Genomic DNA, 25,157 nt, shown 5'->3' with positions numbered 1-25,157 from the left:
ATCCGGACAATCTATCCGAATCCTTTTTGTTTCTTATTTTTTGGTCACAATGCCGATAATGGTATCAACAGCGCGTTCCATGGTTTGGAGGCTAACGTATTCAAAGCGACCGTGCATATTTTCGCCACCGGCAAAGATGTTTGGTGTAGGAATCCCCATAAAGGAAATTTTAGACCCATCTGTACCACCTCGGATCGGTTCAATGATTGGAGTGATGCCAAGATCTTCCATGACTTCCTTCGCAAGAGTAATCGGCGTCATATCTTTTTCAATCACTTGCTTCATGTTGTAGTACTGATCTTTGAGAGTGAGGAGAACGCGTTCGCTACCGAGCTCCGCATTCATCTGATCCGCAATAGATGTCATGAGGTCTTTGCGTTTCTCAAAGCTTTCAGTTTCAAAGTCCCGAATGATGTAACTGGCACTTGCTTCCTCAACAGTTCCTTCAATGTTCATCAAGTGGTAGAAGCCTTCATAGCCTTCGGTTAATTCAGGACGTGCTCCTTCAGGTAGTTTGTTATGGAAATCAATGGCCAATTGAAGGGCGTTGATCATTTGACCTTTGGCCGTACCTGGGTGGACATTGCGTCCTTTGAAGGTGATTTCAGCTCCAGCTGCTGAGAAGGTTTCGTATTGAAGCTCACCAAGAGGACCGCCATCAACCGTATAGGCGAAGTCTACATCAAAATCTTCTGCATCAAATTGATCTGCTCCGACGCCGATTTCTTCATCTGGACCAAAGCCGACACGGATCTCCCCGTGTTTGATTTCAGGATGCGCTGTCAGATATTCGATAGCCGTCATAATTTCAGCTATACCGGATTTATCATCTGATCCCAAAAGAGTAGTACCGTCCGTCGTGATCAATGTTTGTCCCTTGTAGTTGTTCAAATGGGCAAAGTCAGCTGGATCCAGTGTGAAACCAGAGTCTCCTAGAGCAATGACACCCCCATCGTAATTCTCAACGATTTGAGGATTGACATTTTCAGCATTGAAGTCAGCGGTGTCCATGTGAGAGATAAAGCCAATCTTGCGGGTGAAGCTTGGATCATTAGCTGGAAGTGTTCCAATAGCATAACCGTTTGGTAAGTAGTAGACATTTTCAAGCCCCACGCGTTTCATCTCAGGGACCAAGACCTTGGTCGCAAAATCAACTTGTGATTGGGTACTTGGAGTGGTTGTAGAGTTTTCGTCTGAACGTGTGTTGACCTTTACATAGGTAATAAAACGGTCCAACAGATTTGCGTATTTCATAATCATTCTCCTTTTTCAGTTTCAATTAATTTGTGAATAGCATGGGCCACGCCATCCTCATCATTAGTCAAGGTGATGAAGTCTGCGACTTCCTTGACAGCAGTATTGCCGTTGCCCATAGCGACGCTATAGCCAGCAAAACGAAGCATTTCTAAATCATTATTGGCATCACCAAGTGCCATGACTTGCTCTCTCCTGTAGCCCAATTTCTGACTCAAGGCTTGAAGAGCAGAAGCCTTGCTGGCACCTTTTGGCAGTACTTCAAATAAGATGTCCTGCGAGCGAACAGTGTTGAAGTCTGTCTCTAATCCAGCCTCGTGCTGAGCTTGGAAGGCATCAATAGCAGAAGGAGCTCCTACGTACATAGCTTGAAAAATCGGCACATAACGGCTGAGATCCTCCTCATGAACTGTTTTAGGTTGATTGTGGACCATGTCAGCATCTTTTGCGACCAATTGACTCGCTTCCTCCTCGACGACCAGGTAATGATCCAGATCAAACAAGGTCAGCTGAACCTTATGGCCTTCAGTCAACTGGTAGAGGCGATGCATATCGTTAAGGGTCAGTTCTTCCTTACCGATGATCTCCCATTTTTTTGTAGATAATGTGGTACAGCCATTATTGATAATCATGTAATAGTCGCCATCAGGTAGATCAATTGCTTCAAAAATAGGACGTACACCTGATAAGGGACGGCCCGTACAGATCACAATGTCATAACCGGCTTCATGGGCCTGGTGAAGGGCTTCAATATTGGCTCTTGAAAGGGACTTGTCTTCGTGAAGAAGAGTCCCATCTAAGTCAATCGCGATTAATTTTATCATTTGATCTCCTCCAAATTTAGCGGGATAAAGCCATCGATCACTTTTCCAATCACTCCAGGTTCCTCATCCAGCGGAATGATCTGATCACTATATTTCTTATTGAGGGAAACCAGTCGAATACCGTTAGCCTCACGAAAGACACGCTTGATCAAGGTCTGCCCATCAAAGTCAATAGCATAAATAGCCCCTGCCTGATCATAGTAGGTCTGCTTAATCAAAACAACAGCCCCCTTTTCATACTTTGGCTCTAAGGAATCTGTATGGATCCAAAAAGCTAAATCATAGGGAACTTTTTGATCAAACCAGACCGTATCTGCTTGTTTTTGATGTTGATAGCTTGCAAAAGAATCATAGACAGCATACGGGTAGTATTGTTTTTCAATTTTCTGTCTTTCTTTTTGGTGCGTCAACAGACCTTTTCCATAGGACAGGAGCTTATCTTGATTGGTTTGATCCAGTTGTTTGTATAATCTCTCAATTTCTGAATCGATGGCAATAAAATCCTTGCGCAAGCGGGGATCGATTTCAGAAACGGGGACCTGGAAAAAGCTCGCAATCTTTTCTAAATTTTCCGTAATTGGAAGAGAAGTACCTTTGACATATCCCGTCAAGGTACTAGCAGGAATTCCAGTAATACGAGATAATTCGATCTGCTTCTTTCCTTGTTCTTTCAGTAATTCTCGGATTTTTTCCGATATAATCCGTATTGCCTCTTTGTCTTGAGGGCTTGCTTTTCCACGACCTCTAGCCAAGCTACTCACCTCCTTGTATTTACAGATTCTATTATAATGAATTAAATCGAAAAAGTAAATAGAAAGTCTTGAAAAATATGAAATAAGTAGATCTGAAATAAATCGTATTTTAATTTACTCCGAACCAATCACTATCCCTTCCACTAGCGGTCTAATTTGACGAAAATAGTGAATTTAAGGTAGGCAAAGGACGCTCTTTTTTGTTATAATGAAGAGACGATTAATTTTACTAGGAAGATGATTATGCCAAATTTTGAAGAACTAAAGAAACGACAAGAGAAGATTCGGAACTTCTCGATCATCGCTCATATTGACCACGGAAAGTCAACTTTGGCCGATCGAATTTTAGAGAAAACCGAAACGGTATCTAGCCGCGAGATGCAAGCCCAGCTCTTGGATAGCATGGACTTGGAGCGGGAACGTGGGATTACCATTAAGCTGAATGCTATCGAGCTAAATTATAGAGCCAAGGATGGGGAAACCTATATTTTCCACTTGATCGACACACCAGGGCACGTGGACTTTACCTATGAAGTTTCTCGCTCACTTGCCGCCTGTGAGGGGGCGATTCTCGTAGTCGATGCGGCTCAAGGGATTGAAGCCCAGACCCTGGCCAATGTCTACCTGGCGCTCGATAATGATTTGGAGATTCTTCCAGTCATCAATAAAATTGACTTGCCAGCTGCTGATCCAGAGCATGTCCGTACAGAGATTGAGGATGTGATTGGGTTAGATGCTAGTGAAGCAGTTCTCGCCTCTGCCAAGGCAGGGATCGGGATTGAAGAGATTTTGGAGCAGATCGTAGAGAAAGTTCCAGCTCCAACTGGTGATGTTGAAGCACCCCTTCAAGCCTTAATCTTTGATTCAGTTTATGATGCCTATCGTGGGGTGATCCTTCAAGTACGAGTGGTCAATGGTATGGTCAAACCAGGTGATGCCATCCAGCTCATGAGTAACGGTAAGACTTTTGATGTGACAGAGGTCGGAATTTTTACGCCAAAAGCGGTTAACCGTGATTTCCTTGCGACTGGTGATGTTGGCTACATTGCTGCCTCAATCAAGACAGTAGCCGATACCCGTGTTGGGGATACCGTCACCTTGGCGGCCAACCCAGCAAGCGCGCCTCTTCATGGATACAAGCAAATGAATCCAATGGTCTTTGCTGGTCTATACCCAATCGAATCCAACAAATACAACGATCTTCGTGAAGCTTTGGAAAAATTGCAATTGAATGACGCTAGTCTTCAATTTGAACCTGAAACCTCTCAAGCCCTCGGTTTTGGTTTCCGCTGTGGTTTCTTGGGACTTCTCCATATGGACGTGATTCAAGAACGCTTGGAGCGTGAGTTTAATATTGACCTGATTATGACGGCACCGTCTGTTATCTACAAGGTCAATTTGACAGATGGCGAAGCACTAGATGTGTCCAATCCATCTGAGTTCCCAGATCCAACCAAGATCGCTTCGATCGAAGAACCTTATGTCAAGGCCCAAATCATGGTGCCACAGGAGTTTGTCGGAGCGGTCATGGAATTGGCCCAACGCAAACGTGGGGACTTTGTGACCATGGACTACATCGATGAAAATCGGGTCAATGTCATCTATCAAATCCCACTTGCGGAAATTGTCTTTGATTTCTTTGATAAGCTCAAGTCGTCAACCCGTGGCTATGCTAGCTTTGACTATGAGTTGTCTGAATACCGTCCATCTAAATTGGTTAAGATGGATATTCTCCTCAATGGAGATACCATCGATGCCCTCAGCTTTATCGTTCACAAGGACTTTGCCTATGAACGTGGTAAGTTGATTGTTGAGAAACTCAAGAAGATTATCCCTCGTCAACAGTTTGAAGTGCCCATCCAAGCAGCCATCGGTCATAAGATCGTGGCCCGTACGGATATTAAGGCCCTTCGCAAGAACGTCTTAGCTAAGTGTTATGGAGGGGACGTCTCACGGAAACGCAAGCTTCTCGAAAAACAAAAGGCTGGTAAGAAGCGGATGAAGGCCATTGGTTCGGTAGAAGTACCACAGGAAGCCTTCCTCTCTGTATTGTCAATGGATGAAGAATAACAAGTAGAGAGTGGGACAGAAATCGGTAATTCGTTAGAATTCGATTTCGTCGTCCCACCTCCGCACAGTTGAGTAGGGCTGTAAAAGCTTATGAAATCAGCGTAGTAGAGCCCACTCAACCACTGCGTCTTGCTCGACAATCCAAAAACAATTAAAAGGCTAGGACTTTTGTCCCGGCCTTTTGTTTTAGGTTTAAAAGAAATAGACTGAAGTAGAAAGGATCGATCAGATGTGACACGTATCCTATTTTAAAATACCTTCATTTATGGTAGACTAGAGGACAGAAAACGTTCTCAAGGAGGTTGAGCATGAAACACAAATTACTAGTCGCATCCCTTACGATTTTTTCTGCCTGCACACTAATGGCCTGTAGTCACACCACTAAAAAAGAGACAGCAGCTTCTTCTACAAAAGAAAGTAGCAGCAAAGTCGAAAAGAAAACAAGCAGTGCTTCGTCAAAGGATGCTTCTTCTACAAAGAAAAAAACTTCTAGTCAAGAAACCAAGCGGATTGGAAATGCAGATTATGGTTACATCGATATTCCAAGTAAATGGATTAAATTCACGGATATCGATGTGACAGAAGCAGTCCAGTATACGGATGGGAGTGGCTATAATATTGTCACAATGGACAGCTTTACCAAAGAAAAGGCAAAAGTTCCTGCGGATATCGAGTTTAATGCTGAATTTCTGGCCAAGAAACTGGCTGTTATGTGGCAAGATAATCAGGATGTTGGGAAGATGACGGGAGCGCGGACTAAAGTCGCAGGTCTGGATGCCTACCAGCTTCAAATTGTCATGAAATCTGGTCAATACCTGATTACTTGGATCTTCCAGAAGGGTGAAAAAGTTTATACCATTTCTTTTGAAGGAGATGCAGAAACCTTGAAAACCTTTATCCCATATATTGAAGACACTTGGAGCCTAGATGGAACAGGCGCCGTTACCGATTAATCAAGTGAGATAGATCGCTCGATCTATCTTTTTTTACATTCTTTATGGTATAATCTTTCTATTGTTTAGAAGAGGAAATAGAAGATGTCTAAAGAAATTGATATTGAAAAATACCATCAGTTAGCGCTCCAAAAACAAAAAGAGCACCGCAAGGTATTGGCAAATCTTAAGAAGAAGCCACCAAAAAATTTAGATAAAATTGCTCAAGAAATTCATGATGAAGTTTTCCAAGAAATCGATTGTACCGCTTGTGCTAATTGCTGTAAGACCTTGGGGCCTGATTTTAAGGAAGCAGATATCACGCGGATCGCTAAGTATTTCAAGATGAAACTGCCTGCTTTTGAGGCGGAATTTCTTCAAGTTGATGAAGATGGCGACAAGGTTTTTAAATCCATGCCTTGCCCCTTCCTTGGTGACGACAATCTCTGTTCCATCTACGATGTTCGGCCGAAAGCTTGTCGGGAATTCCCTCACACAGATCGCAAGAAGATCTATCAGATCAATCATCTGACCATCAAAAATACGCTCACTTGCCCAGCTGCTTATTTATTTGTAGAAAAATTGAAAGATCGTTTGTAATGGCATATAAATTTTTACTTTTTGATTTGGACCATACCTTGTTGGATTTTGAATCTGCTGAAGAAACAGCCTTGACGCAGATGTTAGAAGACATGAATTTTCCAGATGTAGAGGCCTTTAAAGATTACTACAAACCCATGAACCAAGGACTCTGGAAGGATTTGGAACAAAAGAAGTTGACCAAGCAAGAACTCGTGGATAGTCGGTTTGCGATTGGGTTTGCCCACTTTGGGATCACGGTTGACGGGGCTGAGATGGCTCTTCGCTACCAAGATTACATCAGTCTTCAAGGGCAGTCTTTTCCAGGGGCGGAGGACTTACTGGCCCGACTTGAAAAAGCAGGTTACCAGCTCTATGGTGCAACGAACGGAGTGACTGCCATTCAAGAAGGACGCTTGGCTCATTCTACAATTGCTTCTTATTTCAAAGAGGTCTTTATCTCTGAGCAGCTTCAGACCCAAAAGCCAGATCCAGACTTCTTTGAAAAAGTTGGTCAGCGGATTCCAGGCTTCAGGAAAGAGCAAACCCTTATGATCGGGGATTCACTGTCTGCTGATATCGCAGGAGGGAATGCTGCGGGGATTGCTACCGTTTGGTATAATCCAGATCACAAGGAAAATACTAGCCAAGTAGTGCCAGCTTATGAAGTAAGCACCTATCAAGAAATCGCCGATTTACTGATAAAATAAAAAATTTTAAATACTGTCAAGTTTTTTTCTTGACAGGTTGATGAAATGTGTTATAATAGATCATGTGCTAAATAGCTTGTCTATTTCACCGAAAATTAAAATATAGAAAAGAGACTTATAAAAATGGCAGTTAAAATTCGTTTGACTCGTATGGGTTCTAAGAAAAAACCTTACTACCGTATCAACGTAGCAGATTCACGTTCACCACGTGATGGACGTTTCATCGAGACAGTTGGAACTTACAATCCACTTGTTGAAGAAAACCAAGTAACTTTGAAAGAAGACCGCGTTCTTGCATGGTTGGCTGATGGAGCTCAACCTTCTGATACAGTTCGCAACATCCTTTCAAAAGCTGGTGTTATGAAGAAATTCCACGATTCTAAATTCTCAAAATAATTTTTTAAGTAGGTTGATGTATGGATACGATTGAAAATCTCATTATTGCAATTGTGAAACCTTTGATTTCACAACCGGATGCCTTAACCATCAAGATCGAAGATACTCCTGAATTTTTGGAGTACCATCTTGACCTTGATCCTAGCGATGTTGGTCGTGTAATCGGTCGAAAAGGTCGCACCATTTCTGCGATAAGAACTATTGTCTACTCTGTCCCAACTGAAGATAAAAAAGTAAGAATCGTTATTGACGAAAAATAAAAGGCGGGACTTTGTCCCGTTTTTTTTGTTACAAGGAGAAGCTATGAAAGAAGTGACCATTCGGCAATTACAAGCCTATTTAAAAGAACATTACAAAGATAGTCGTACGGAAGAAGGTCTGTTTATCAAGCTCGTCGAAGAGGTTGGGGAAGTTGCTGAGGTCTTAAATGGTCGTTCTGGACGAAAAGAAGGGGTTCAGGACTCAAATGAGGAATTGGCCAAAGAACTAGCTGATATCATTCACTATACAGTCGCTATCGCAGCTATCAATGACATCGACCTCACTAAAACCATCTTTGAAAAGGATAAAACAGCAGCTGTCAAATACCAGCACGATAAGGATTTGGAGCAGTTTCTAGCAGAAAAGAGCATTTGAGAAAATCCCTTGAACGTGATAAAATAGAGTGAATAAACTACACTGGAGAAATCATGAATTACTTTAATGTTGGGAAAATTGTCAATACCCAAGGCTTACAAGGAGAGATGCGGGTCTTGTCTGTGACAGACTTTGCGGAAGAGCGTTTTAAAAAAGGGGCAGAATTGGCCCTCTTTGATGAGAAGGATCGGTTTGTCCAAACGGTGACCATTGCCAGTCACCGCAAGCACAAGAATTTCGACATCATCAAGTTTAAGGATATGTACCATATCAATGCCATTGAGAAGTTCAAGGGCTTTAGCCTCAAGGTTGCGGAAGAAGACTTGACGGATTTGGAGGATGGTGAGTTTTACTACCACGAGATCATTGGCCTTGATGTATACGAAAATGACCAACTGATCGGCCAGATCAAGGAGATCCTGCAACCAGGTGCCAATGATGTCTGGGTCGTGAAACGCAAAGGAAAACGTGACCTTCTCCTGCCTTATATCCCACCAGTGGTCCTCAATATTGATATTCCTGGTAATCGGGTGGATGTGGACGTCTTAGAAGGGTTAGACGATGAAGATTGATATTTTAACCCTCTTTCCAGAGATGTTTTCACCCCTGGAGCACTCCATCGTCGGAAAGGCGCGTGAAAAGGGACTTCTCGAGATCAACTACCATAATTTCCGTGAAAACGCAGAGAAAGCCCGTCATGTGGATGATGAGCCCTATGGTGGCGGGCAAGGCATGCTTCTACGGGCCCAGCCGGTCTTTGATGCCTTTGATGCGATTGAGAAACAGAACCCGCGCGTGATCTTACTGGATCCTGCTGGTCGGACTTTTGACCAAGGTTATGCAGAAGAGTTGGCGCAAGAAGAAGAATTGATCTTTATCTGCGGTCACTATGAGGGATATGACGAACGAATCAAAACCTTGGTGACAGATGAAGTTTCTCTTGGAGATTACGTCCTGACCGGTGGGGAACTTGCTGCCATGACCATGATAGATGCGACAGTCCGCTTGATTCCAGAAGTGATCGGAAAAGAGTCCAGCCACCAAGATGACAGTTTTTCATCTGGCCTTCTCGAATATCCTCAATACACTCGGCCTTATGACTTCAGAGGGTTGACGGTTCCCGATGTTCTCATGAGTGGTCATCATGAAAATATCCGTAAGTGGCGTCTTTATCAGAGTTTGAAAAAGACCTTGGAGCGTCGTCCTGACCTGCTAGAAAATTATGATTTCACAGCAGAAGAAGCTAAGATGATAGAGCAAATCAAACAGGAAGAAGAGTAACAGCGTCAGCTGTTTTTCTTTTCCCTTAAATTTTATTGAAAAATCTTTTTCAATGCACTAGTTATTGGTAACAAAATGTGGTATGCTAGGAAGGTGAAAAAATTCGAGATTAGATTCGGTTTTGGGGGTGAGTTTATGGGAAAGAAATTAGGAAAATCGGTTTTCACGACGGGGGTTGCTGCGACGACCTTGCTATCAGGTTTGTTTAGCCACAAGGCGCGTGCGGAAGAGATGCAGCAAAATGATACGACAAAGACCAATAGTACTGAAGTTGTGGACAAACCTGCTTCAGTCGATGAATTGAAGCAAATTACAGCTCAAAAAGGGCAAGTGTCCAAGGATGTTCAATACCAAGCACAAAAAGTATCTGAGGCCCAAACAGAGGTCAAAACAGCTGGCCGAGAGCTAGATGAGAAAAGGACAGCAGTGACAGATGCTGAAAACTTGGTCGTGACCACTTCAGATACGCAGATTAGGGATGCGGAAAATGGTGTCAAGGTTGCACAAGCTTATGTGACCATTGAAGAAGACAAGGTTCGAGAGGCTGAAAATGCACATGCGCAGGTCTTGGAAGCAGTTCGCCAGCAAGAAAACCAGGTGACGGCTCAGGAATCTTTGGTCGATGTTGCGGAAAATGAATGGAAAAAAGCCAAGGCGCCAATTTCGAACGATGAACAGGTTTTGCAACAAGCCCTGCTTGAGCAAAGTCAAGTCGAACGAAGCATTCGGGAATCACAGCAGTATCTCACTTCTATACAAACCAGCCAACAAGAAGAAACAGATTTAGTTGGTCATCTAGAAGGTGAAATCCAACGTGCTCAGATCCACTTAGAAGACCTGAAAGCAGTCATTAACACCAAGGAAGCAGAATTGGTGGCTATTGAGCAAGCGGCTGCAAACAGTCCTGTCCAGCTCAGCCAAGCCAGCTACGAGAGCTACTTGCAAGTCTTAGCCAATCAAGGTAACGACGCAGCAGCAAGTGCCTTGGCACTCTACAAACGCGGCCGTGATGAAGACGGCATTACGGTGGGTGAATCTAGCTCTCTCAATGCCAACTTGCGCGCCCTTGAAATCGCGGATGCTATCAATACTTACCGCCGCAATGCGGGTCTTGCGGAGCTTGAAATCGATCCTTATTCCCTGCCTGCTAGCCAAATTCAGCTAGAATACTTTAAAAAAGCCAACTGGCATATGTTCAAGTATCTGCCTAACGAGAACATTGCCTATGGTTTTTCACCTGCTGGTGCAGTCGATTTTTGGTACAACGAAAAGGCGACCTACCAAGAAGTGGCTGCTCAGTTTGACCTGCCAACAGATGAAACACAGATTGATGCCAATGCTATTTATATGAAGATCGGGGCTGAAGCCTTTGCCAAGGTGGGGCACTACCTTCAAATGATGGACAATAAAGCCACAGCTTTGTCCGTCGCTTACGATCCGTCCAATGCCATGTCTGAAGCAGCCTTCATACACACACCGGTAACTTCAGCTGTGACGACGAGTGCTTTAGCTTATCGCCTTCGTCAAGGAGCTGGAGCTACAACGACAAGAGCAGATGTGAAGAGTAAGGCAGATGAAGTCGCTTCGCTCAAAGTAGATAAGAGCAACCAAGAGTCTCAAATCCTCCTTCTAGAAGGAAAGCTAGCGGATGCTCGCCATACTCTTGCTAATCTGGAAGTAGAAAAAGGTAATACCCAACAGACCATCCAACATTACAAGATCCTTCTTGTGCAAAAAGATGCGGCTGTTGAAAAAACCCAAGCGACGCTTGCTGTGTCACGCAATCGGATCGAATCATCCATTCAGCCAAAAGAAGCAGCACTTCAAAAGGCCAAAGATTTGTTAGCAGCTGCGCGTGAGAAATTAACTTTGCTGAAGGAAGAGGAGGCGCAGAAAGCTCAGGTGGTCCAAGAAGCGCATGGTCATCTGAAGGCAGCTCAAGAAAAACTAGAGGATGCACAAAAACGTCTCTCAGACCTGCAACATGCACCAGAATTGCTGATGCAAGCCCAGTCTGACCTGCTAGCTTCTGTCGCCAATCTGGAGAATAAAAAGGATACCTTAGAGGCTGAATTTGCAACCTTGCAGTCTTATCATCAGACTATCGAACAATTGAACTCTCAGTATGAGGAACTAGCCTCTCGCATTGAACCAGCTGTTTTGAAAGCTGCAGATCTGCCAAGTGATATCCGCTCCAGCAATCCGACAACCCTGTCAGATGCACCGACTCTTCTTCCGCCGAGTGACAGCCATTCACAAGTCCAGCATGAAGTTGCTCAAGCGGTGCCAAAACAGGAAGCAAAAGTAGAAGTGATCAACCCTAAAAAAGCAGACAGTCAAGCTCCGGAAGGGACAGATAACAGTAAAAATGTCCTCGCAGCGACAGCAGGTGTACTAGTCGGACTTGTAGCTGGATTATTCGGCTTCAAGAAGAAAAAGCAACATACAAAAATTGATTAAAACACACACCTATACATGTGTGAACATAGAAAAAGTCAGGATAAACCATTCTGGCTTTTTTGCTATTTTAAAAAAATGAAAGAAAATGACAGAAAGTGATATTTTTTTGTTGACAAAAATTTTAAATAGAGTATAATAGGTCTTGTAATCGATTGCAAAGGAGGAGCGATGCTTAAATCTGAACGAAAACAGTTCATCCTTGAAAAGGTGCTAAAGGAAACCTTCGTTTCCTTGGATACCCTTGTACAAGAGCTCGGAACGTCGGAATCGACTGTCCGACGAGACTTGGATGAGTTAGAAGCTGAAAGCAAACTTCGCCGGGTTCACGGCGGTGCGGAAAGCCTGCACTTTCTCCAAGAGGAAGAAAGTAATACAGAAAAATCTATCAAAAACATCCAATTTAAGTCAAAGATAGCCTTGAAAGCAGCAGAGATGATCCAAGATCATGATGTGATCTTTATCGATGCTGGGACGACCAATGAGCTACTGGTACAAGAAATTGTCAATCCAACGGTAACGGTGGTGACCAACTCGATTCACCACGCAACCAAGCTGGTCGAGCGCAATGTTCCGACAGTGATCATCGGTGGCAAGGTCAAATCTTCCACTGATGCCAGTATCGGAGGGATCGCGCTCAATCAGATCGGCCAGTTGAACTTTGACAAGGCCTTTCTTGGAATGAATGGAATAGATGATGACTATTACAGCACTCCGGACCTGGAAGAAGGGTCTGTCAAGCGTGCGATTATCGAAAATGCAAAAAAAACCTATATCTTGGCGGATGATTCGAAGATTGGCGTGACATCCTTTGTCAAAGTGGCTCCGATCAAGCGAGCCATGATTATCACCAATCAATGTGAACCGCAACGATTGCAGGTTTTAAAAGAAAAAACGGAGGTTATAGAGGTTTGATTTATACAGTAACACTGAATCCAGCGATTGACTATATTGTTCGTCTCGATCATGTAGAGACAGGCGCAGTCAACCGGATGGCTTCAGAGGATAAATTCGCCGGTGGTAAAGGGATCAATGTTAGTCGTGTTTTGAAACGCCTCGCTATTGAGAACACAGCGACTGGATTTATCGGCGGCTTCACAGGCCGTTTCATCGAAGATGTCCTAAACAATGAAGCTATCTCTACCAATTTTGTAGAAGTGGACCAAGATACACGGATCAATGTCAAGATCAAAGCTGATCAAGAAACAGAGATCAACGGAAATGGTCCAGAAGTAACAGAAGATCAGTTGCAAGAACTACTCAAGATTCTATCTAGCTTAAGTGCAGATGATGTCGTTGTCTTTGCAGGATCTGCCCCATCTTCACTTGGTAACAGCATCTACAAAGAGCTGATTGCAACAACTCGTGCGACAGGGGCACAAGTGGTTTGTGACTTTGAAGGCCAAACCTTGATTGATTCCTTGGAGTTCAATCCTCAATTGGTCAAACCCAACAACCATGAGTTGGGAGCCATTTTTGGCGTTACCTTGACGGGATTGCCAGAAATTGAACGATATTCCAAAGAAATCTTGGCCAAAGGGGCACAAAACGTCATCATTTCCATGGCGGGTGATGGTGCTCTCCTTGTCAGCCCAAGCGGTACCTACTTTGCCAAGCCTATCAAGGGTCAAGTCAAGAACTCAGTCGGAGCAGGTGACTCCATGGTGGCAGGCTTTACCGGCAAACTCGCAACGACGGGTGATGTCATCGAAGCCTTCAAATGGGGAGTGGCTTGCGGAACCGCAACCACCTTCTCAGATGACTTGGCAACAGCCGACTTTATTAAAGAAACTTATGAAAAAGTAGAGGTAGAAAAACTATGAAAATTCAAGACGTTTTAAATAAAAACGTGATGTTGTTTGACCTTCAAGCAACAGACAAAGAGGGCGTGATCAATGAGATGGTCCAATCGCTCGTTGACAATGGTGTGGTGACAGATTTTGAGACTTTTAAAACTGGTATCATGAACCGTGAAGCACAAACTTCAACCGGTTTGGGTGAAGGGATCGCTATGCCGCACAGCAAAAATGAAGCAGTCAAAGAAGCAACAGTCTTGTTTGCAAAATCAAACAAGGGTGTGGATTACGCATCACTTGATGGTCAACCAACAGACTTGTTCTTCATGATCGCAGCTCCAGAAGGAGCCAACGACACTCACTTGGCGGCCCTTGCTGAATTGTCTAAATACTTGATGAAACCAGGATTTGCGGACAAACTTCGCCAAGCAAGCAACCCAGATGAAGTGATCGCAACATTTGACGCAGAAGAGCAAGAAGCAGTCGCAGAAGAAGCGAAAAAAGCCGAAGCAGCCAAAGAAGCCGTATCTTCTGACAAACCACTCATTGTTGCCGTTACAGCCTGTACAACTGGTATCGCCCACACTTACATGGCAGAAGAAGCCCTCATCAAAAAAGGGGAAGAAATGGGTGTTACAGTCCGCGTTGAAACCAACGGTGCATCCGGTGTCGGTAACCGCTTGACAGCTGAAGAAATCGCAAAAGCTAAAGGGGTTATCATTGCAGCTGATAAAGCAGTTGAAACCGCTCGTTTCGATGGCAAAAAATTGATCTCTAAACCAGTTGCAGCTGGTATCCGTCAGACAGAAGAATTGATTCAAACCATCTTGGACGGCAAAGCAGATGTCTTCCACGCAGAAAATGCGGCAGAAGCAAGCGCTAGTCAAGAAAAATTGAGCTTAGGTGGAGCCTTCTACAAACACCTGATGAGTGGGGTTTCTCAAATGCTTCCATTCGTCATCGGTGGTGGGATCTTGATCGCCCTTGCCTTCTTGATTGATCAAATTCTTGGGGTACCTCAAGATCAATTGTCTCAACTTGGTTCATACCATGAATTAGCAGCTCAGTTTAAGACAATCGGTGGAGTAGCCTTTGGCTTCATGCTTCCTGTACTTGCAGGTTACATCGGATTTTCAATTGCTGAAAAACCGGGTTTTGTAGCGGGTTTTGTTGCTGGATCCATTGCTAGCTCAGGTACAGCATTTGGAAACATTGCTTACGGTGCTGCAAATGGTAAATTACCAGCAGCTGTATCATCTGGTTTCCTTGGAGCTTTGGTAGGTGGTTTCCTTGCAGGTGGAGTCGTACTCGTGCTTCGCAAAGCCCTTGCCGGTCTTCCACGCTCACTCGATGGTATCCGCTCCATCCTTCTCTTGCCATTGCTTGGTGTTGGTTTGACAGGATTCTTAATGTTCCTTATTAACATCCCAATGTCAGCGATCAATACATCTTTGAACAACTTCTTGACTAGCTTGTCAGGTAGCTCGGCAGTTCTTCTTGGTCTTCTTGTAGGTGGTATGATGGCTGTCGATATGGGTGGACCAGTTAACAAAGCAGCTTATGTATTCGGTACAAGTACGTTGACAGCTTCAGCCCTTACAAGTGGTGGTTCAACCGTTATGGCGGCCGTTATGGCAGCTGGTATGGTTCCTCCATTGGCAGTATTTGTAGCTACTGTCTTGTTCAAAGACAAATTTACTGAAGAAGAACGCAACTCAGGTTTGACAAACATTATCATGGGTCTTTCCTTCATCACAGAAGGTGCCATTCCATTCGGTGCAGCTGACCCAGCTCGTGCGATTCCAAGCTTTATCGCAGGTTCAGCTTTGACAGGTGCCCTTGTTGGTCTTGCAGGCTTGAAACTCATGGCTCCTCACGGAGGAATCTTCGTTATCGCCCTTACTTCTAACCCTCTTCTTTACCTCGTCTTCGTATTGATCGGTGCAGTCGTAAGTGGTATCTTATTCGGATTGCTTCGCAAACCTAAAAACTAAACCTATCTAAAAGGTTGGGGACTCCCAACCTTTTTTATTGCCCAAAAACACCAACTAGTGATGAAGTTGCGGATCTCTATAGATTTCGATATGATAGTAGAAAGCATTTTTTCTTGGAGGAACAATGAGAAAAAAGAAGAAATACCTCATTTGGGGAATAACAGTAATTGCTTTATCAGGATTGGCAATCATCTGTTCCCAATATCCAAATTTGTTTTCAACTCATAGTCATCTAACAAAGTATGTCAGCAGCAAAGGACAACAGTTAGAAGAGGTAAAGAAACATGGAAAAGAAATCGAAGATTTTGTAAAATCGTTAAGTCCTAAAGTTGAATCTGTTCAGATCGCCTGGAATGAAACACAATGGGAAGAAATAGGGAATGGTACACCTCAGAGTGGCGGTCAAGTCCTTCGAGTCTTTGGAGGCTTTAACCATATCCAAAATTCAAGTTGGAGTGTTTTGGTCTATTTAAAGGACGGTAAAAAGGGCGAGAAAGATTTAATCGAAGGAATTGGTAGCGGTAGTCCACTTCGTGTAGGAGGAAAACTTTTTGACGAGTAGCCTTCTAAAAATTGTTCGCAATTTATTAGATTTATAATAGAAATGAAAAAAAGATAAATGAAAAAGAAAATAATTATCACTGCTTCATTAGTTCTAGCCATTGCAGTTGCAATTTTTGGCTTATTGACTTATCAACACCACCGGCAACAAGAAAAAAGCCAAGCAAGAACGTGAGAAATACGAGAACTATGATTACTATACAGGTCAGTTGGAAATCGATTCTTATAAATTCTTGGATGATGGACGAGAAGTTGTAGTACACTGGAAGTCTCTAATGCCAGAAGAAGATAAGCTATTTGCCAAGTACAATCCAGATGTAAGTGAGAAAAATTTAGGTGTTCATGGAATATCTAATGATCACTATATTATTCGTCAGTCTATAAAAGATTTAAAAAATATACCGACAATGTCTTTCCCCAAAAATGATTCTGAAGGGTATTATAAACTTTCAATTTATAAAATACAGAATCATACCTTACAAAAAGAAGATCTAGACCTTTATCGTGTTGTAAAAAAATATAATAAGGCTTATAAGCCAGTAGAAATTGAAGCGATTATAGAAAAAGATGGGAAAGATTATCTACCTATCAAATCTTATCTAACTACTGAAGAAAAAACTATTAGTAAATATCTTTGGTTAAATCTAGAGACAAAGAAAATAGAGTGTGAAGATACAAAAGTGCAGTATAACAGTCATAAAGACATTTTTGTGGATTTAGGTAAATTAAAAGATAGAATTTCCGAATCTACAGATAATCTTAGTACGACAACTGGGCTTGACCTTGCAAATCAAAATATGCTATCTTTTAAAATAAATGTATTAAAAAATAGTGTACTGGAAACAAAAGATCCAAAAGCCTATCAATTACTAAGTAAAAAGGACTCTAAGTTTTATATTCTGATAGATTCTAAAATTGAAAATAATAGAGTCTATGGCAATGTCCAACAGTTTATCGACTTGTACCAACTCTTTGTTCCCGCTAATACGAATCTTTATGAAGGAATTACGATTCCGGCAGCATTAAGTAAAGATGGTCAGATGCGTCAAGTGAATACCAAGGATGAGTTTGACAGATATTACGATGTACAAAAGGATAATGAGCTAAATAAGCAACGTCAGGCTTTGGTCGAGCGGAACTAGGTATTCTTTGTTTATAAAGGTCGGTCTTCCCCGGCCTTTTCTTTTTTCTATCCTCAAAACTGACATCATCCTGAAATGGTATCTTGAGCTGAATTATGGTATAATAAGCATAACGCATATTTTTAGGAGAATAAAAATGGATATCCAACGTGAAAAAGAATTTGTCAGCCAATACCACTATGACGCTCGTAATTTTGAATGGGAAAAAGAAAATGGCATTCCTGAAACAAAGGTGGATGTAAACTTTCAATTGATCAATCGTGATCAAGAACAAAACACAACTTCTTTGATTGTGATTTTGAGCTACATGATTGTTTTTGACGGTTTTGTGATCAGTGGAACCATCACTCAAATCAACCACTTGATTGGACGTTTTGTCAATGAACCAAGCGAATTCAGCAAAGATGAAGTGGAAGAATTGGCTCGCCCTTGCTTGAATATGCTCAACCGTTTGACCTATGAAGTCACAGAAATCGCCCTTGATTTACCAGGGATCAATTTGGAGTTTTAATCGATGAAATTAGCAGTGATCACGGATTCGTCTGCCTATTTACCGCAGGATGTGATCCATCACGACGACTTATTTATTTTAGAGATCCCGATCTATATCGATGGGGAGTCTTATGTGGAAGGTAAGAACTTGACGGAAGCGGAGTTCTACCAAAAGATGGCTGCCTCAAAGGAATTGCCAAAGACCAGCCAGCCTAGTGTAGCTGAGCTAGAAGAAATCTTAGCTGGATTGACAGCCAAAGGGTATACGCATGCCATTGGTCTCTTCTTGTCATCAGGGATTTCTGGCTTCTACCAAAATATCCAGTATTTGAAGGATGAATTTGAAGGCTTGACCGTCGAATTTCCGGATTCAAAAATCACCAGTGCTCCTTTAGGCATGATGGCTGAAAATTGCTTGAAATGGGCCGGTGAGGGTCGTTCGTTTGACGAGATTGTCGCACATGTGCAGACGCAAATCGATGGAACTGGCGCCTTTATCATGGTGGACGATTTGGACCACTTGGTCAAAGGGGGCCGTCTCTCAAATGGTGCTGCCATCATTGGCAATCTTTTGAGCATCAAGCCGATCCTTTACTTTAATGACCAAGGGGTCATCGAAGTTTTTGAAAAAGTCCGTACGGAAAAGAAAGCAATCAAGCGCTTGGTGGAAATCGTTGATGAAGGGATTACCGGAGGACATTTCCAAGTCTTTATCATCCATGCTAATGTACCTGAAAAAGCTGAAGCGCTTCGCCAACTGTTGGTGGCCGATGGTGTGGAAGGCGAGATTCCGTTTGCGACTTTTGGTGGTGTTATCGGGACTCACCTTGGAGACCATAGTATAGCAGTTGGGTATATTCCCGTCATTTAAGGAGAAATCTATGTCGATTAAAGTCATTATTGCAGGTTTTAAAGGAAGAATGGGGCAAGCCGCCTATCAGATGGTGTCAGGAGATCCTGAGCTGGAGTTGGCAGCCTTGATTGATCCATTTGCTGAAGAGACAGATGTTGCAGGAGTTCCTGTCTTTAACCGCAAAGAAGATGTTGTGGGTCTAGAAGCAGATGTTTGGGTGGATTTTACCATGCCAAAGGTTGCTTATGAAAATACTCGCTTTGCAATTGAAAATGGCTTTGCTCCTGTCGTAGGAACAACTGGCTTTACCCCTGAGCAGATTCAAGAATTGACAGAGCTTTCTCGTGACAAGGGCTTGGGTGGCTTGATTGCACCAAACTTTGCTATTGGAGCCGTGCTCTTGATGCAATTTGCAGCGCAAGCAGCCAAGTATTTTTCAAATGTGGAAATCATCGAATTGCACCACGATAAGAAAAAAGATGCACCGAGTGGAACGGCGATTAAGACAGCTGAGTTGATCTCCGAGCAACGCGAGAAAATCCAGCAAGGTGCAGCGGATGAAGAAGAGTTAATGCCTGGAGCTAGAGGGGCTAATTTTGAAGGAATGCGCATCCATTCTGTTCGCTTGCCTGGTCTTGTGGCTCACCAAGAGGTGATTTTTGGTAGCCAAGGAGAAGGGCTAACCCTCCGCCATGATTCCTACGATCGTGCTTCCTTCATGACAGGAGTGAATCTAGGAATCAAAGAAGTTGTCAAGCGTCATGAGCTTGTCTATGGTTTGGAACACTTACTATGAGATTAGAAAAGATGCCTTCTGAGTTTCAGGAGGCTTTACCAATATTAGAGAAGATAAAGTCTGCGGGCTTTGAGGCCTACTTTGTCGGTGGATCGGTTCGGGATGCCCTTTTGGAGCGCCCGATTCACGATGTTGACATTGCCTCTTCTGCCTATCCTGAGGAAACCAAGGCCATCTTTGATCGTACGGTGGATGTTGGCATTGAGCATGGGACGGTTCTGGTCCTTGAAAATGGGCAGGAATATGAAATCACTACTTTTCGGACGGAGGATGTCTATGTGGATTACCGCCGCCCTAGCTCCGTGTCTTTTGTACGCTCGCTAGATGAAGATCTCAAACGCCGTGATTTCACGGTCAATGCTTTTGCCTTGAATGAAAAAGGAGAGATTGTCGATCTCTTTGATGGCTTAGAAGATTTAGAAAATAAACTTCTACGGGCTGTAGGAGTCCCTCACGAACGCTTTCATGAGGATGCTTTGCGGATTATGCGGGGCTTTCGTTTTCAGGCCAGTCTCGGCTTTGAATTAGAAGAGGAAACCTTTGACGCTATGAAGGAGTGTGCTCCTTTGCTAGAGAAGATCTCTGTTGAGCGCACGTTTATTGAGTTTGATAAGCTCTTGCTTTCGCCCTACTGGAGACAGGGCTTGGCTGCTATGCTTGAATCGGGAGCTTACCAGTACCTTCCTGCTATGAAGGGGAAAAAAGCAGCGTTTGAGCACTTATTTGAACTGGTCATGGACTATACTTTTACCACCTCTGAGCAAGCTTGGGCAGCCTTGGTCTTGGCCTTGGAGATTCAAGATATTCCAAAGTTCATGAAGGGTTGGAAGACCTCACGCGATTTTGCAAAGACTGTGGAGCGGATCGTGGAAATCTTAAATATCCGTCAAAAGAGAAGTCTAGATAAGCGAGATTGCTACAAATACGACAAGCGTTTGTTGCTACTGGCGGAAGAATTACGTGAGGCTTCTGAATTAAGCGTCGATTACCTAGCGATTGAGCAGGTCTATGACAGCCTGACTATTCATGATAAGCACGAGGTCGTGGTCAATGGTGGAATGCTGATCAAAGACTACGGTTTTCAGCCTGGGCCTGCTTTGGGAGACATTCTGACAAAAATTGAATATGCCATTGTCGATGGGGAATTGGCCAATGACAAAGAGGCTATTCTGACCTTTATTCAGCAACTCGAAGAGGAGGAAAAATGAGCGATTTTATTGTCGATAAATTAACCAAATCTGTCGGAGATAAGACCGTCTTTCGTGAGATTTCCTTTATCATTCACGACTTGGATCGGATCGGTCTGATCGGGGTCAATGGAACCGGAAAAACCACTCTGTTAGATGTCTTGTCCGGTCGCTCTGGCTTTGACGGGGATGTTAGTCCTTTTTCTGCAAAGAGTGATTATACCATTGGCTACTTGACGCAGGAGCCTGATTTTGATGATCAAAAGACGGTGTTGGATACAGTATTGTCCAGCGATTTGCGGGAGATGCAGCTGATTCGTGACTATGAGCTTTTGATGGCCAATTACCAAGAGGAAAACCAAGCTCGGCTTGAAAAAGTCATGGCGGAGATGGACTCGCTCAATGCCTGGGAAATTGAGAGTCAGGTCAAGACCGTCCTGTCAAAACTTGGAATTGAAGATCTGAATGCTCAAGTTGGGGATCTATCTGGTGGCTTGCGTCGTCGGGTACAGCTGGCTCAGGTTTTGCTGTCTCACCACGACCTGCTTTTACTAGATGAGCCGACCAACCACCTAGACATTGATACCATCGAATGGTTGACCAATTTCCTGAAAAACTCTAAGAAAACAGTGCTCTTCATTACCCATGATCGCTATTTCTTGGATAATATTTCAACACGTATCTTTGAGTTGGATCGGGCTGGCTTGATCGAGTACCAAGGCAATTACCAGGATTATGTCCGTTTAAAGGCTGAGCAGGATGAACGCGATGCAGCCCTCCTTCATAAGAAACAACAACTCTATAAGCAGGAGTTGACCTGGATGCGGAGGCAACCCCAGGCGCGTGCGACCAAGCAACAGGCGCGGATCAATCGTTTCCATGATCTCAAGCAGGACTTGTCTGGTCAAAGTAGTCAGACGGATTTGGAGATGAACTTTGAGACCAGCCGAATCGGAAAGAAAGTGATTGAGTTTAAAGATGTGAGTTTTGCTTTTGAAAATAAGCCGATTTTACAAGACTTTAATCTCTTAGTGCAAAACAAAGACCGGATCGGGATTGTTGGGGACAATGGTGTCGGCAAATCCACTCTTTTGAATCTTATCGCTGGGCAACTCTACCCTCAGAGTGGGCAAGTCATCATTGGTGAAACAGTCCGGATCGCCTATTTCTCTCAACAAATCGAAGGATTAGATGAGAGCAAGCGCGTGATCAATTTCTTGCAGGAAGTGGCTGAGGAAGTGAAGACGGCTGTTGGAACCACCTCTATCGCGGATCTCTTGGAGCAATTCCTCTTTCCGCGCTCAATGCACGGCACCTTGATCGAAAAACTCTCCGGTGGGGAGAAGAAGCGTTTGTATTTGCTCAAACTCTTGATCGAAAAGCCCAATGTGCTGCTTCTCGATGAACCGACTAATGATTTGGACATTGCCACGTTGACGGTTCTGGAAAACTTCCTCCAACACTTTGGTGGGCCCGTCATTACCGTCAGCCACGACCGCTATTTTCTAGATAAGGTCGCGAGTAAAATTCTCGCTTTTGAAAATGGGGGCATTCGTGAGTTCTTTGGCAATTATACGGACTATCTGGATGAAAAAGCCTTTGAAACAGCGCAAGCAGCAACCAGTCCTAAGCTTGAAAAAGAGAAAACGGCCAAACCCAAAGAAGGGAAAAAACGCATGAGCTACATGGAAAAGCAGGAGTGGGCCAGCATCGAAGCAGATATCGAAAAAATCGAACAACGGATCGCAGAGATCGAAGCCGAGATGAATGAAAATGGATCAGACTTTGGCAAGCTATCGACTCTTCAAAAGGAGTTGGACCAAGCCAATGAAGACCTGCTTGAAAAATATGATCGCTACGAATATCTCAGTGAACTAGACGAATAAGGAGGCACTATGAATCCATTAAACCGGATATCCCTTGGGATTTCAGCAACTATCTTTACCTTAATTGGTCTTGTCTTATTTATCAATCCGATTGAGCATATTGGCTCCTTTAGTTGGTTGATTTCATGCGGATTCTTTCTGATCTCGCTTTCGCGATTTTTCCGTTATTTCCGCTATCGTCAGGTCGGCATCATCAAGCAGCAACAGCTCTTTCACAGTATGGTCGCTCTAGTATTTGCAGTCTATCTGCTCCTTTATGGCTACCAAACGCTCCCCATCGTCTTTCCAGTGACCCTAGGGATCTGGTTGATCTACAGAGCTGTACTCAATTTTAAGAAAGCCAATTTCTACTCAGGAAAGATCGAAGAGTTGGCCAAGCGCTTTATCTTTTTCGCCTTGATTCAACTCTTTATCGGCCTGTTTTTAATTGTAAGTCCATTGTCTATCAGTGTTTTTCTACTGAATATCATCGGCTTGATCTTTTTATTCTTAGGATTTCAGTCCTTTAGCCTCTTATTGAGAAAATAAAAAAATGCATTGCAAACCTTTTCCTTTGGCAGAAAGTCTGCTATAATAAGAGGGAAGCATTGACGCGATTCGAAAGGAGAAACAGATGTCAAAAAAGATTATCGGGATTGACCTTGGAGGTACTTCCATCAAATTCGCCATTCTCACCTTGGATGGAGAAGTGCAAGAAAAATGGTCTATCAAAACAAATATTTTGGATGAAGGTAGCCATATCGTAGACGATATGATCGAGTCTATCGCTCATCGCTTGGAATTGTTGGGACTAGATGCTGCTGAATTTCAAGGAATTGGAATGGGTTCACCTGGTGTTGTGGACCGCGAAAAAGGAACCGTTATCGGTGCTTACAACTTGAACTGGAAGACGCTTCAACCAGTCAAAGAAAAAATCGAAAGTGCGCTTCATATTCCATTCTTTATCGATAACGATGCCAACGTTGCTGCCTTGGGTGAACGTTGGAAAGGAGCTGGTGAAAACCAACCGGACGTTGTCTTTATGACGCTTGGTACAGGTGTTGGTGGCGGTATCGTCGCTGAAGGACGCCTCTTGCACGGGATCAAAGGTGCAGCTGGAGAACTTGGTCACATCACGGTAGATTTTGATGATCCAATCCAATGTACTTGTGGTAAGAAAGGTTGTCTTGAAACCGTTGCTTCTGCTACAGGAATTGTCAACTTGACACGTCGCTATGCAGATGTCTATGAAGGAACTTCTCAATTGAAAGCCTTGATCGACAATGGTGAAGAAGTGACTGCCAAGATCGTCTTTGACCTTGCAAAAGAAGGAGACGCGCTTGCCTTGATCGTCTACAAGAACTTCGCTCGCTATCTAGGTCTTGCGATTGCCAACATTGGCTCCACCTTGAACCCATCCAAGATCGTAATCGGTGGTGGGGTATCTGCTGCGGGTGATTTCCTTCTTGACGGTGTGCGCAAAGTCTTTGAGGAAAATGCCTTCCCACAAGTACGCGAATCAACTCAATTGGCGCTTGCTACGTTGGGAAATGATGCTGGTGTCATCGGTGCAGCATCGCTTGTATTGCAATAAAAAAATAGGAGTCCAGCCAAAAGCTCGGATCTCCTTTTTTTCTGGACCTATGATATAATGAAGGCAATAGTAGATTCAAGGAGTTTTTATGACAAAAGCAGATACCATATTTAAAGAAAACATTCGAAAAATCATGGAAGAAGGGGTCTGGTCAGAGCAAGCCCGTCCTAAGTATAAGGATGGCAGAACGGCCAATTCCAAATACATCACAGGTGCTTTTATGGAGTTTGATCTCGCTAAAGGCGAGTTTCCGATCACGACCCTGCGTCCCATCGCCATCAAATCCGCGATCAAAGAGATGCTCTGGATCTACCAAGACCAGTCCAATAGTTTGGATCTTTTAGAAGATAAGTACAATGTCCATTACTGGAATGACTGGGAAGTAGGGGATAGTCGCACCATCGGACAGCGCTATGGCGCTGTGGTCAAAAAGCATGACATCATCCACAAGATCCTTAAGCAATTAGAGGCCAACCCTTGGAATCGGCGCAATATCATCTCGCTTTGGGATTATGAAGCCTTTGAAGAAACCGATGGTCTCTTGCCATGTGCCTTTCAAACCATGCTGGACGTGCGGCGCGTGGATGGGGAGATCTATCTGGATGCGACCTTGACCCAGCGTTCCAATGATATGCTAGTAGCCCACCATATCAATGCCATGCAATATGTGGCTCTTCAGATGATGATCGCCAAACACTTTGGCTGGAAGGTCGGCAAGTTCTTTTATTTCATTAACAATCTGCATATTTATGACAACCAATTTGAGCAGGCAGAAGAATTGCTTCGCCGGGAGCCTTCAGATTGCCAGCCTCACTTGGTCTTAAACGTGCCAGATGGGACGAATTTCTTTGACATCAAAGCTGAAGATTTTGAACTGGTCGATTATGATCCAGTGAAGCCACAGCTCAAGTTTGATCTTGCCATCTAGTAATAAAATGACCTTTTTGGGGTCCATAAAATCCAAGAGTTTTTGTTTTAAGTTTAAA

The 25,157-nt window shown here is 43.5% G+C and carries 26 protein-coding genes; 23 read left to right on the top strand and 3 right to left on the bottom strand.

Translation table 11 applies throughout. The annotated features are described in order from the left end of the window. Window positions 1–33: 33 nt before the first annotated feature. The 3 genes from pepT to HA044_RS05275 are packed head-to-tail and all read right to left on the bottom strand — an operon-like array spanning window position 34 to window position 2,830. Window positions 34–1,254, bottom strand: a complete 1,221-nt coding sequence (gene pepT, locus HA044_RS05285) for a peptidase T (RefSeq protein ID WP_187539945.1) — start codon at window positions 1,252–1,254, stop codon at window positions 34–36. Window positions 1,255–1,256: 2 nt separating this feature from the next. Beyond that, window positions 1,257–2,078: a Cof-type HAD-IIB family hydrolase gene (locus tag HA044_RS05280; RefSeq protein ID WP_187539943.1), complete on the bottom strand. Its 822-nt coding sequence runs from the start codon at window positions 2,076–2,078 to the stop codon at window positions 1,257–1,259. Further along, window positions 2,075–2,830 carry a helix-turn-helix transcriptional regulator gene (locus tag HA044_RS05275; RefSeq protein ID WP_187539942.1) on the bottom strand — a complete coding sequence of 252 codons (756 nt, stop codon included), beginning with the start codon at window positions 2,828–2,830 and terminating at the stop codon, window positions 2,075–2,077. Before HA044_RS05275 ends, HA044_RS05280 begins: the two co-directional genes overlap by 4 nt. Window positions 2,831–3,073: 243 nt before the next feature. Here HA044_RS05275 and lepA point away from each other — a divergent pair, with 243 nt between their 5' ends. From lepA to HA044_RS05160, 23 genes are all read left to right on the top strand, one after another. Continuing rightward, a complete protein-coding gene (gene lepA / locus HA044_RS05270) occupies window positions 3,074–4,900 on the top strand; it encodes a translation elongation factor 4 (protein ID WP_187539940.1) in 1,827 nt (608 codons plus the stop codon). 308 nt (window positions 4,901–5,208) lie between these two features. Next, window positions 5,209–5,853 carry a hypothetical protein gene (locus tag HA044_RS05265; protein WP_187539938.1) on the top strand — a complete coding sequence of 215 codons (645 nt, stop codon included), beginning with the start codon at window positions 5,209–5,211 and terminating at the stop codon, window positions 5,851–5,853. Window positions 5,854–5,937: 84 nt separating this feature from the next. Further along, the gene (locus HA044_RS05260) at window positions 5,938–6,432 is read left to right on the top strand and encodes a YkgJ family cysteine cluster protein (RefSeq protein WP_187539936.1); all 495 of its coding nucleotides are present in this window, start codon (window positions 5,938–5,940) and stop codon (window positions 6,430–6,432) included. After that, window positions 6,432–7,121 (top strand): YjjG family noncanonical pyrimidine nucleotidase, encoded by a 690-nt coding sequence (locus tag HA044_RS05255; RefSeq protein WP_187539935.1) that lies wholly within the window; start codon window positions 6,432–6,434, stop codon window positions 7,119–7,121. The genes HA044_RS05260 and HA044_RS05255 overlap by 1 nt, the downstream gene beginning before the upstream one ends. A gap of 123 nt (window positions 7,122–7,244) precedes the next feature. After that, the gene (rpsP, locus tag HA044_RS05250) at window positions 7,245–7,517 is read left to right on the top strand and encodes a 30S ribosomal protein S16 (protein ID WP_003007475.1); all 273 of its coding nucleotides are present in this window, start codon (window positions 7,245–7,247) and stop codon (window positions 7,515–7,517) included. Between the two features lie 20 nt (window positions 7,518–7,537). Then, on the top strand, window positions 7,538–7,777 hold the full coding sequence (kphA, locus tag HA044_RS05245; protein WP_003001620.1) for an RNA-binding protein KphA: 240 nt from the start codon (window positions 7,538–7,540) through the stop codon (window positions 7,775–7,777). Window positions 7,778–7,820: 43 nt separating this feature from the next. Further along, complete coding sequence (locus tag HA044_RS05240) at window positions 7,821–8,153, top strand: MazG nucleotide pyrophosphohydrolase domain-containing protein (RefSeq protein ID WP_187539933.1); 333 nt, start codon at window positions 7,821–7,823, stop codon at window positions 8,151–8,153. Between the two features lie 53 nt (window positions 8,154–8,206). After that, window positions 8,207–8,725: a ribosome maturation factor RimM gene (gene rimM / locus HA044_RS05235; protein ID WP_187539931.1), complete on the top strand. Its 519-nt coding sequence runs from the start codon at window positions 8,207–8,209 to the stop codon at window positions 8,723–8,725. Then, entirely contained in the window at window positions 8,715–9,434 is a 720-nt protein-coding gene (gene trmD, locus HA044_RS05230; RefSeq protein ID WP_187539929.1) for a tRNA (guanosine(37)-N1)-methyltransferase TrmD, read from the top strand. Before rimM ends, trmD begins: the two co-directional genes overlap by 11 nt. Window positions 9,435–9,569: 135 nt before the next feature. After that, window positions 9,570–11,894 carry a CAP domain-containing protein gene (locus HA044_RS05225; RefSeq protein ID WP_187539927.1) on the top strand — a complete coding sequence of 775 codons (2,325 nt, stop codon included), beginning with the start codon at window positions 9,570–9,572 and terminating at the stop codon, window positions 11,892–11,894. Between the two features lie 168 nt (window positions 11,895–12,062). Further along, window positions 12,063–12,806 (top strand): DeoR/GlpR family DNA-binding transcription regulator, encoded by a 744-nt coding sequence (locus tag HA044_RS05220; RefSeq protein ID WP_187539925.1) that lies wholly within the window; start codon window positions 12,063–12,065, stop codon window positions 12,804–12,806. Next, complete coding sequence (pfkB, locus tag HA044_RS05215; protein WP_187539923.1) at window positions 12,803–13,714, top strand: 1-phosphofructokinase; 912 nt, start codon at window positions 12,803–12,805, stop codon at window positions 13,712–13,714. Before HA044_RS05220 ends, pfkB begins: the two co-directional genes overlap by 4 nt. Continuing rightward, window positions 13,711–15,681, top strand: coding sequence for a fructose-specific PTS transporter subunit EIIC (locus HA044_RS05210; RefSeq protein WP_187539921.1), 1,971 nt, complete (start codon window positions 13,711–13,713; stop codon window positions 15,679–15,681). The genes pfkB and HA044_RS05210 overlap by 4 nt, the downstream gene beginning before the upstream one ends. A 124-nt stretch (window positions 15,682–15,805) precedes the next feature. After that, entirely contained in the window at window positions 15,806–16,243 is a 438-nt protein-coding gene (locus HA044_RS05205; protein WP_187539919.1) for a hypothetical protein, read from the top strand. A 274-nt stretch (window positions 16,244–16,517) separates the two neighbouring features. Continuing rightward, a complete protein-coding gene (locus HA044_RS05200; protein ID WP_262407542.1) occupies window positions 16,518–17,384 on the top strand; it encodes a hypothetical protein in 867 nt (288 codons plus the stop codon). Between the two features lie 136 nt (window positions 17,385–17,520). Further along, a complete protein-coding gene (locus HA044_RS05195) occupies window positions 17,521–17,895 on the top strand; it encodes a DUF1149 family protein (RefSeq protein ID WP_187539917.1) in 375 nt (124 codons plus the stop codon). Window positions 17,896–17,898: 3 nt separating this feature from the next. Next, the gene (locus tag HA044_RS05190) at window positions 17,899–18,747 is read left to right on the top strand and encodes a DegV family protein (RefSeq protein WP_187539915.1); all 849 of its coding nucleotides are present in this window, start codon (window positions 17,899–17,901) and stop codon (window positions 18,745–18,747) included. A 10-nt stretch (window positions 18,748–18,757) separates the two neighbouring features. Then, on the top strand, window positions 18,758–19,525 hold the full coding sequence (dapB, locus tag HA044_RS05185) for a 4-hydroxy-tetrahydrodipicolinate reductase (protein ID WP_187539913.1): 768 nt from the start codon (window positions 18,758–18,760) through the stop codon (window positions 19,523–19,525). Continuing rightward, window positions 19,522–20,733, top strand: coding sequence for a CCA tRNA nucleotidyltransferase (locus HA044_RS05180; RefSeq protein WP_187539911.1), 1,212 nt, complete (start codon window positions 19,522–19,524; stop codon window positions 20,731–20,733). Before dapB ends, HA044_RS05180 begins: the two co-directional genes overlap by 4 nt. Beyond that, window positions 20,730–22,598 (top strand): ABC-F family ATP-binding cassette domain-containing protein, encoded by a 1,869-nt coding sequence (locus tag HA044_RS05175; RefSeq protein ID WP_187539909.1) that lies wholly within the window; start codon window positions 20,730–20,732, stop codon window positions 22,596–22,598. The genes HA044_RS05180 and HA044_RS05175 overlap by 4 nt, the downstream gene beginning before the upstream one ends. 9 nt (window positions 22,599–22,607) lie before the next feature. After that, complete coding sequence (locus tag HA044_RS05170; RefSeq protein ID WP_187539907.1) at window positions 22,608–23,126, top strand: hypothetical protein; 519 nt, start codon at window positions 22,608–22,610, stop codon at window positions 23,124–23,126. A gap of 85 nt (window positions 23,127–23,211) precedes the next feature. Continuing rightward, window positions 23,212–24,171, top strand: a complete 960-nt coding sequence (locus HA044_RS05165; RefSeq protein WP_187539905.1) for an ROK family glucokinase — start codon at window positions 23,212–23,214, stop codon at window positions 24,169–24,171. Window positions 24,172–24,259: 88 nt separating this feature from the next. Then, a complete protein-coding gene (locus tag HA044_RS05160) occupies window positions 24,260–25,099 on the top strand; it encodes a thymidylate synthase (protein WP_187539903.1) in 840 nt (279 codons plus the stop codon). The last annotated feature ends 58 nt before the right edge of the window (window positions 25,100–25,157 follow it).

It is taken from the genome of Streptococcus sp. IMAU 99161, assembly GCF_014435245.1.
GTDB lineage: Bacteria > Bacillota > Bacilli > Lactobacillales > Streptococcaceae > Streptococcus > Streptococcus lactarius.
Note: the sequence above shows the minus strand (reverse complement) of the source record. Positions and strands in the feature narration are given on the sequence as shown.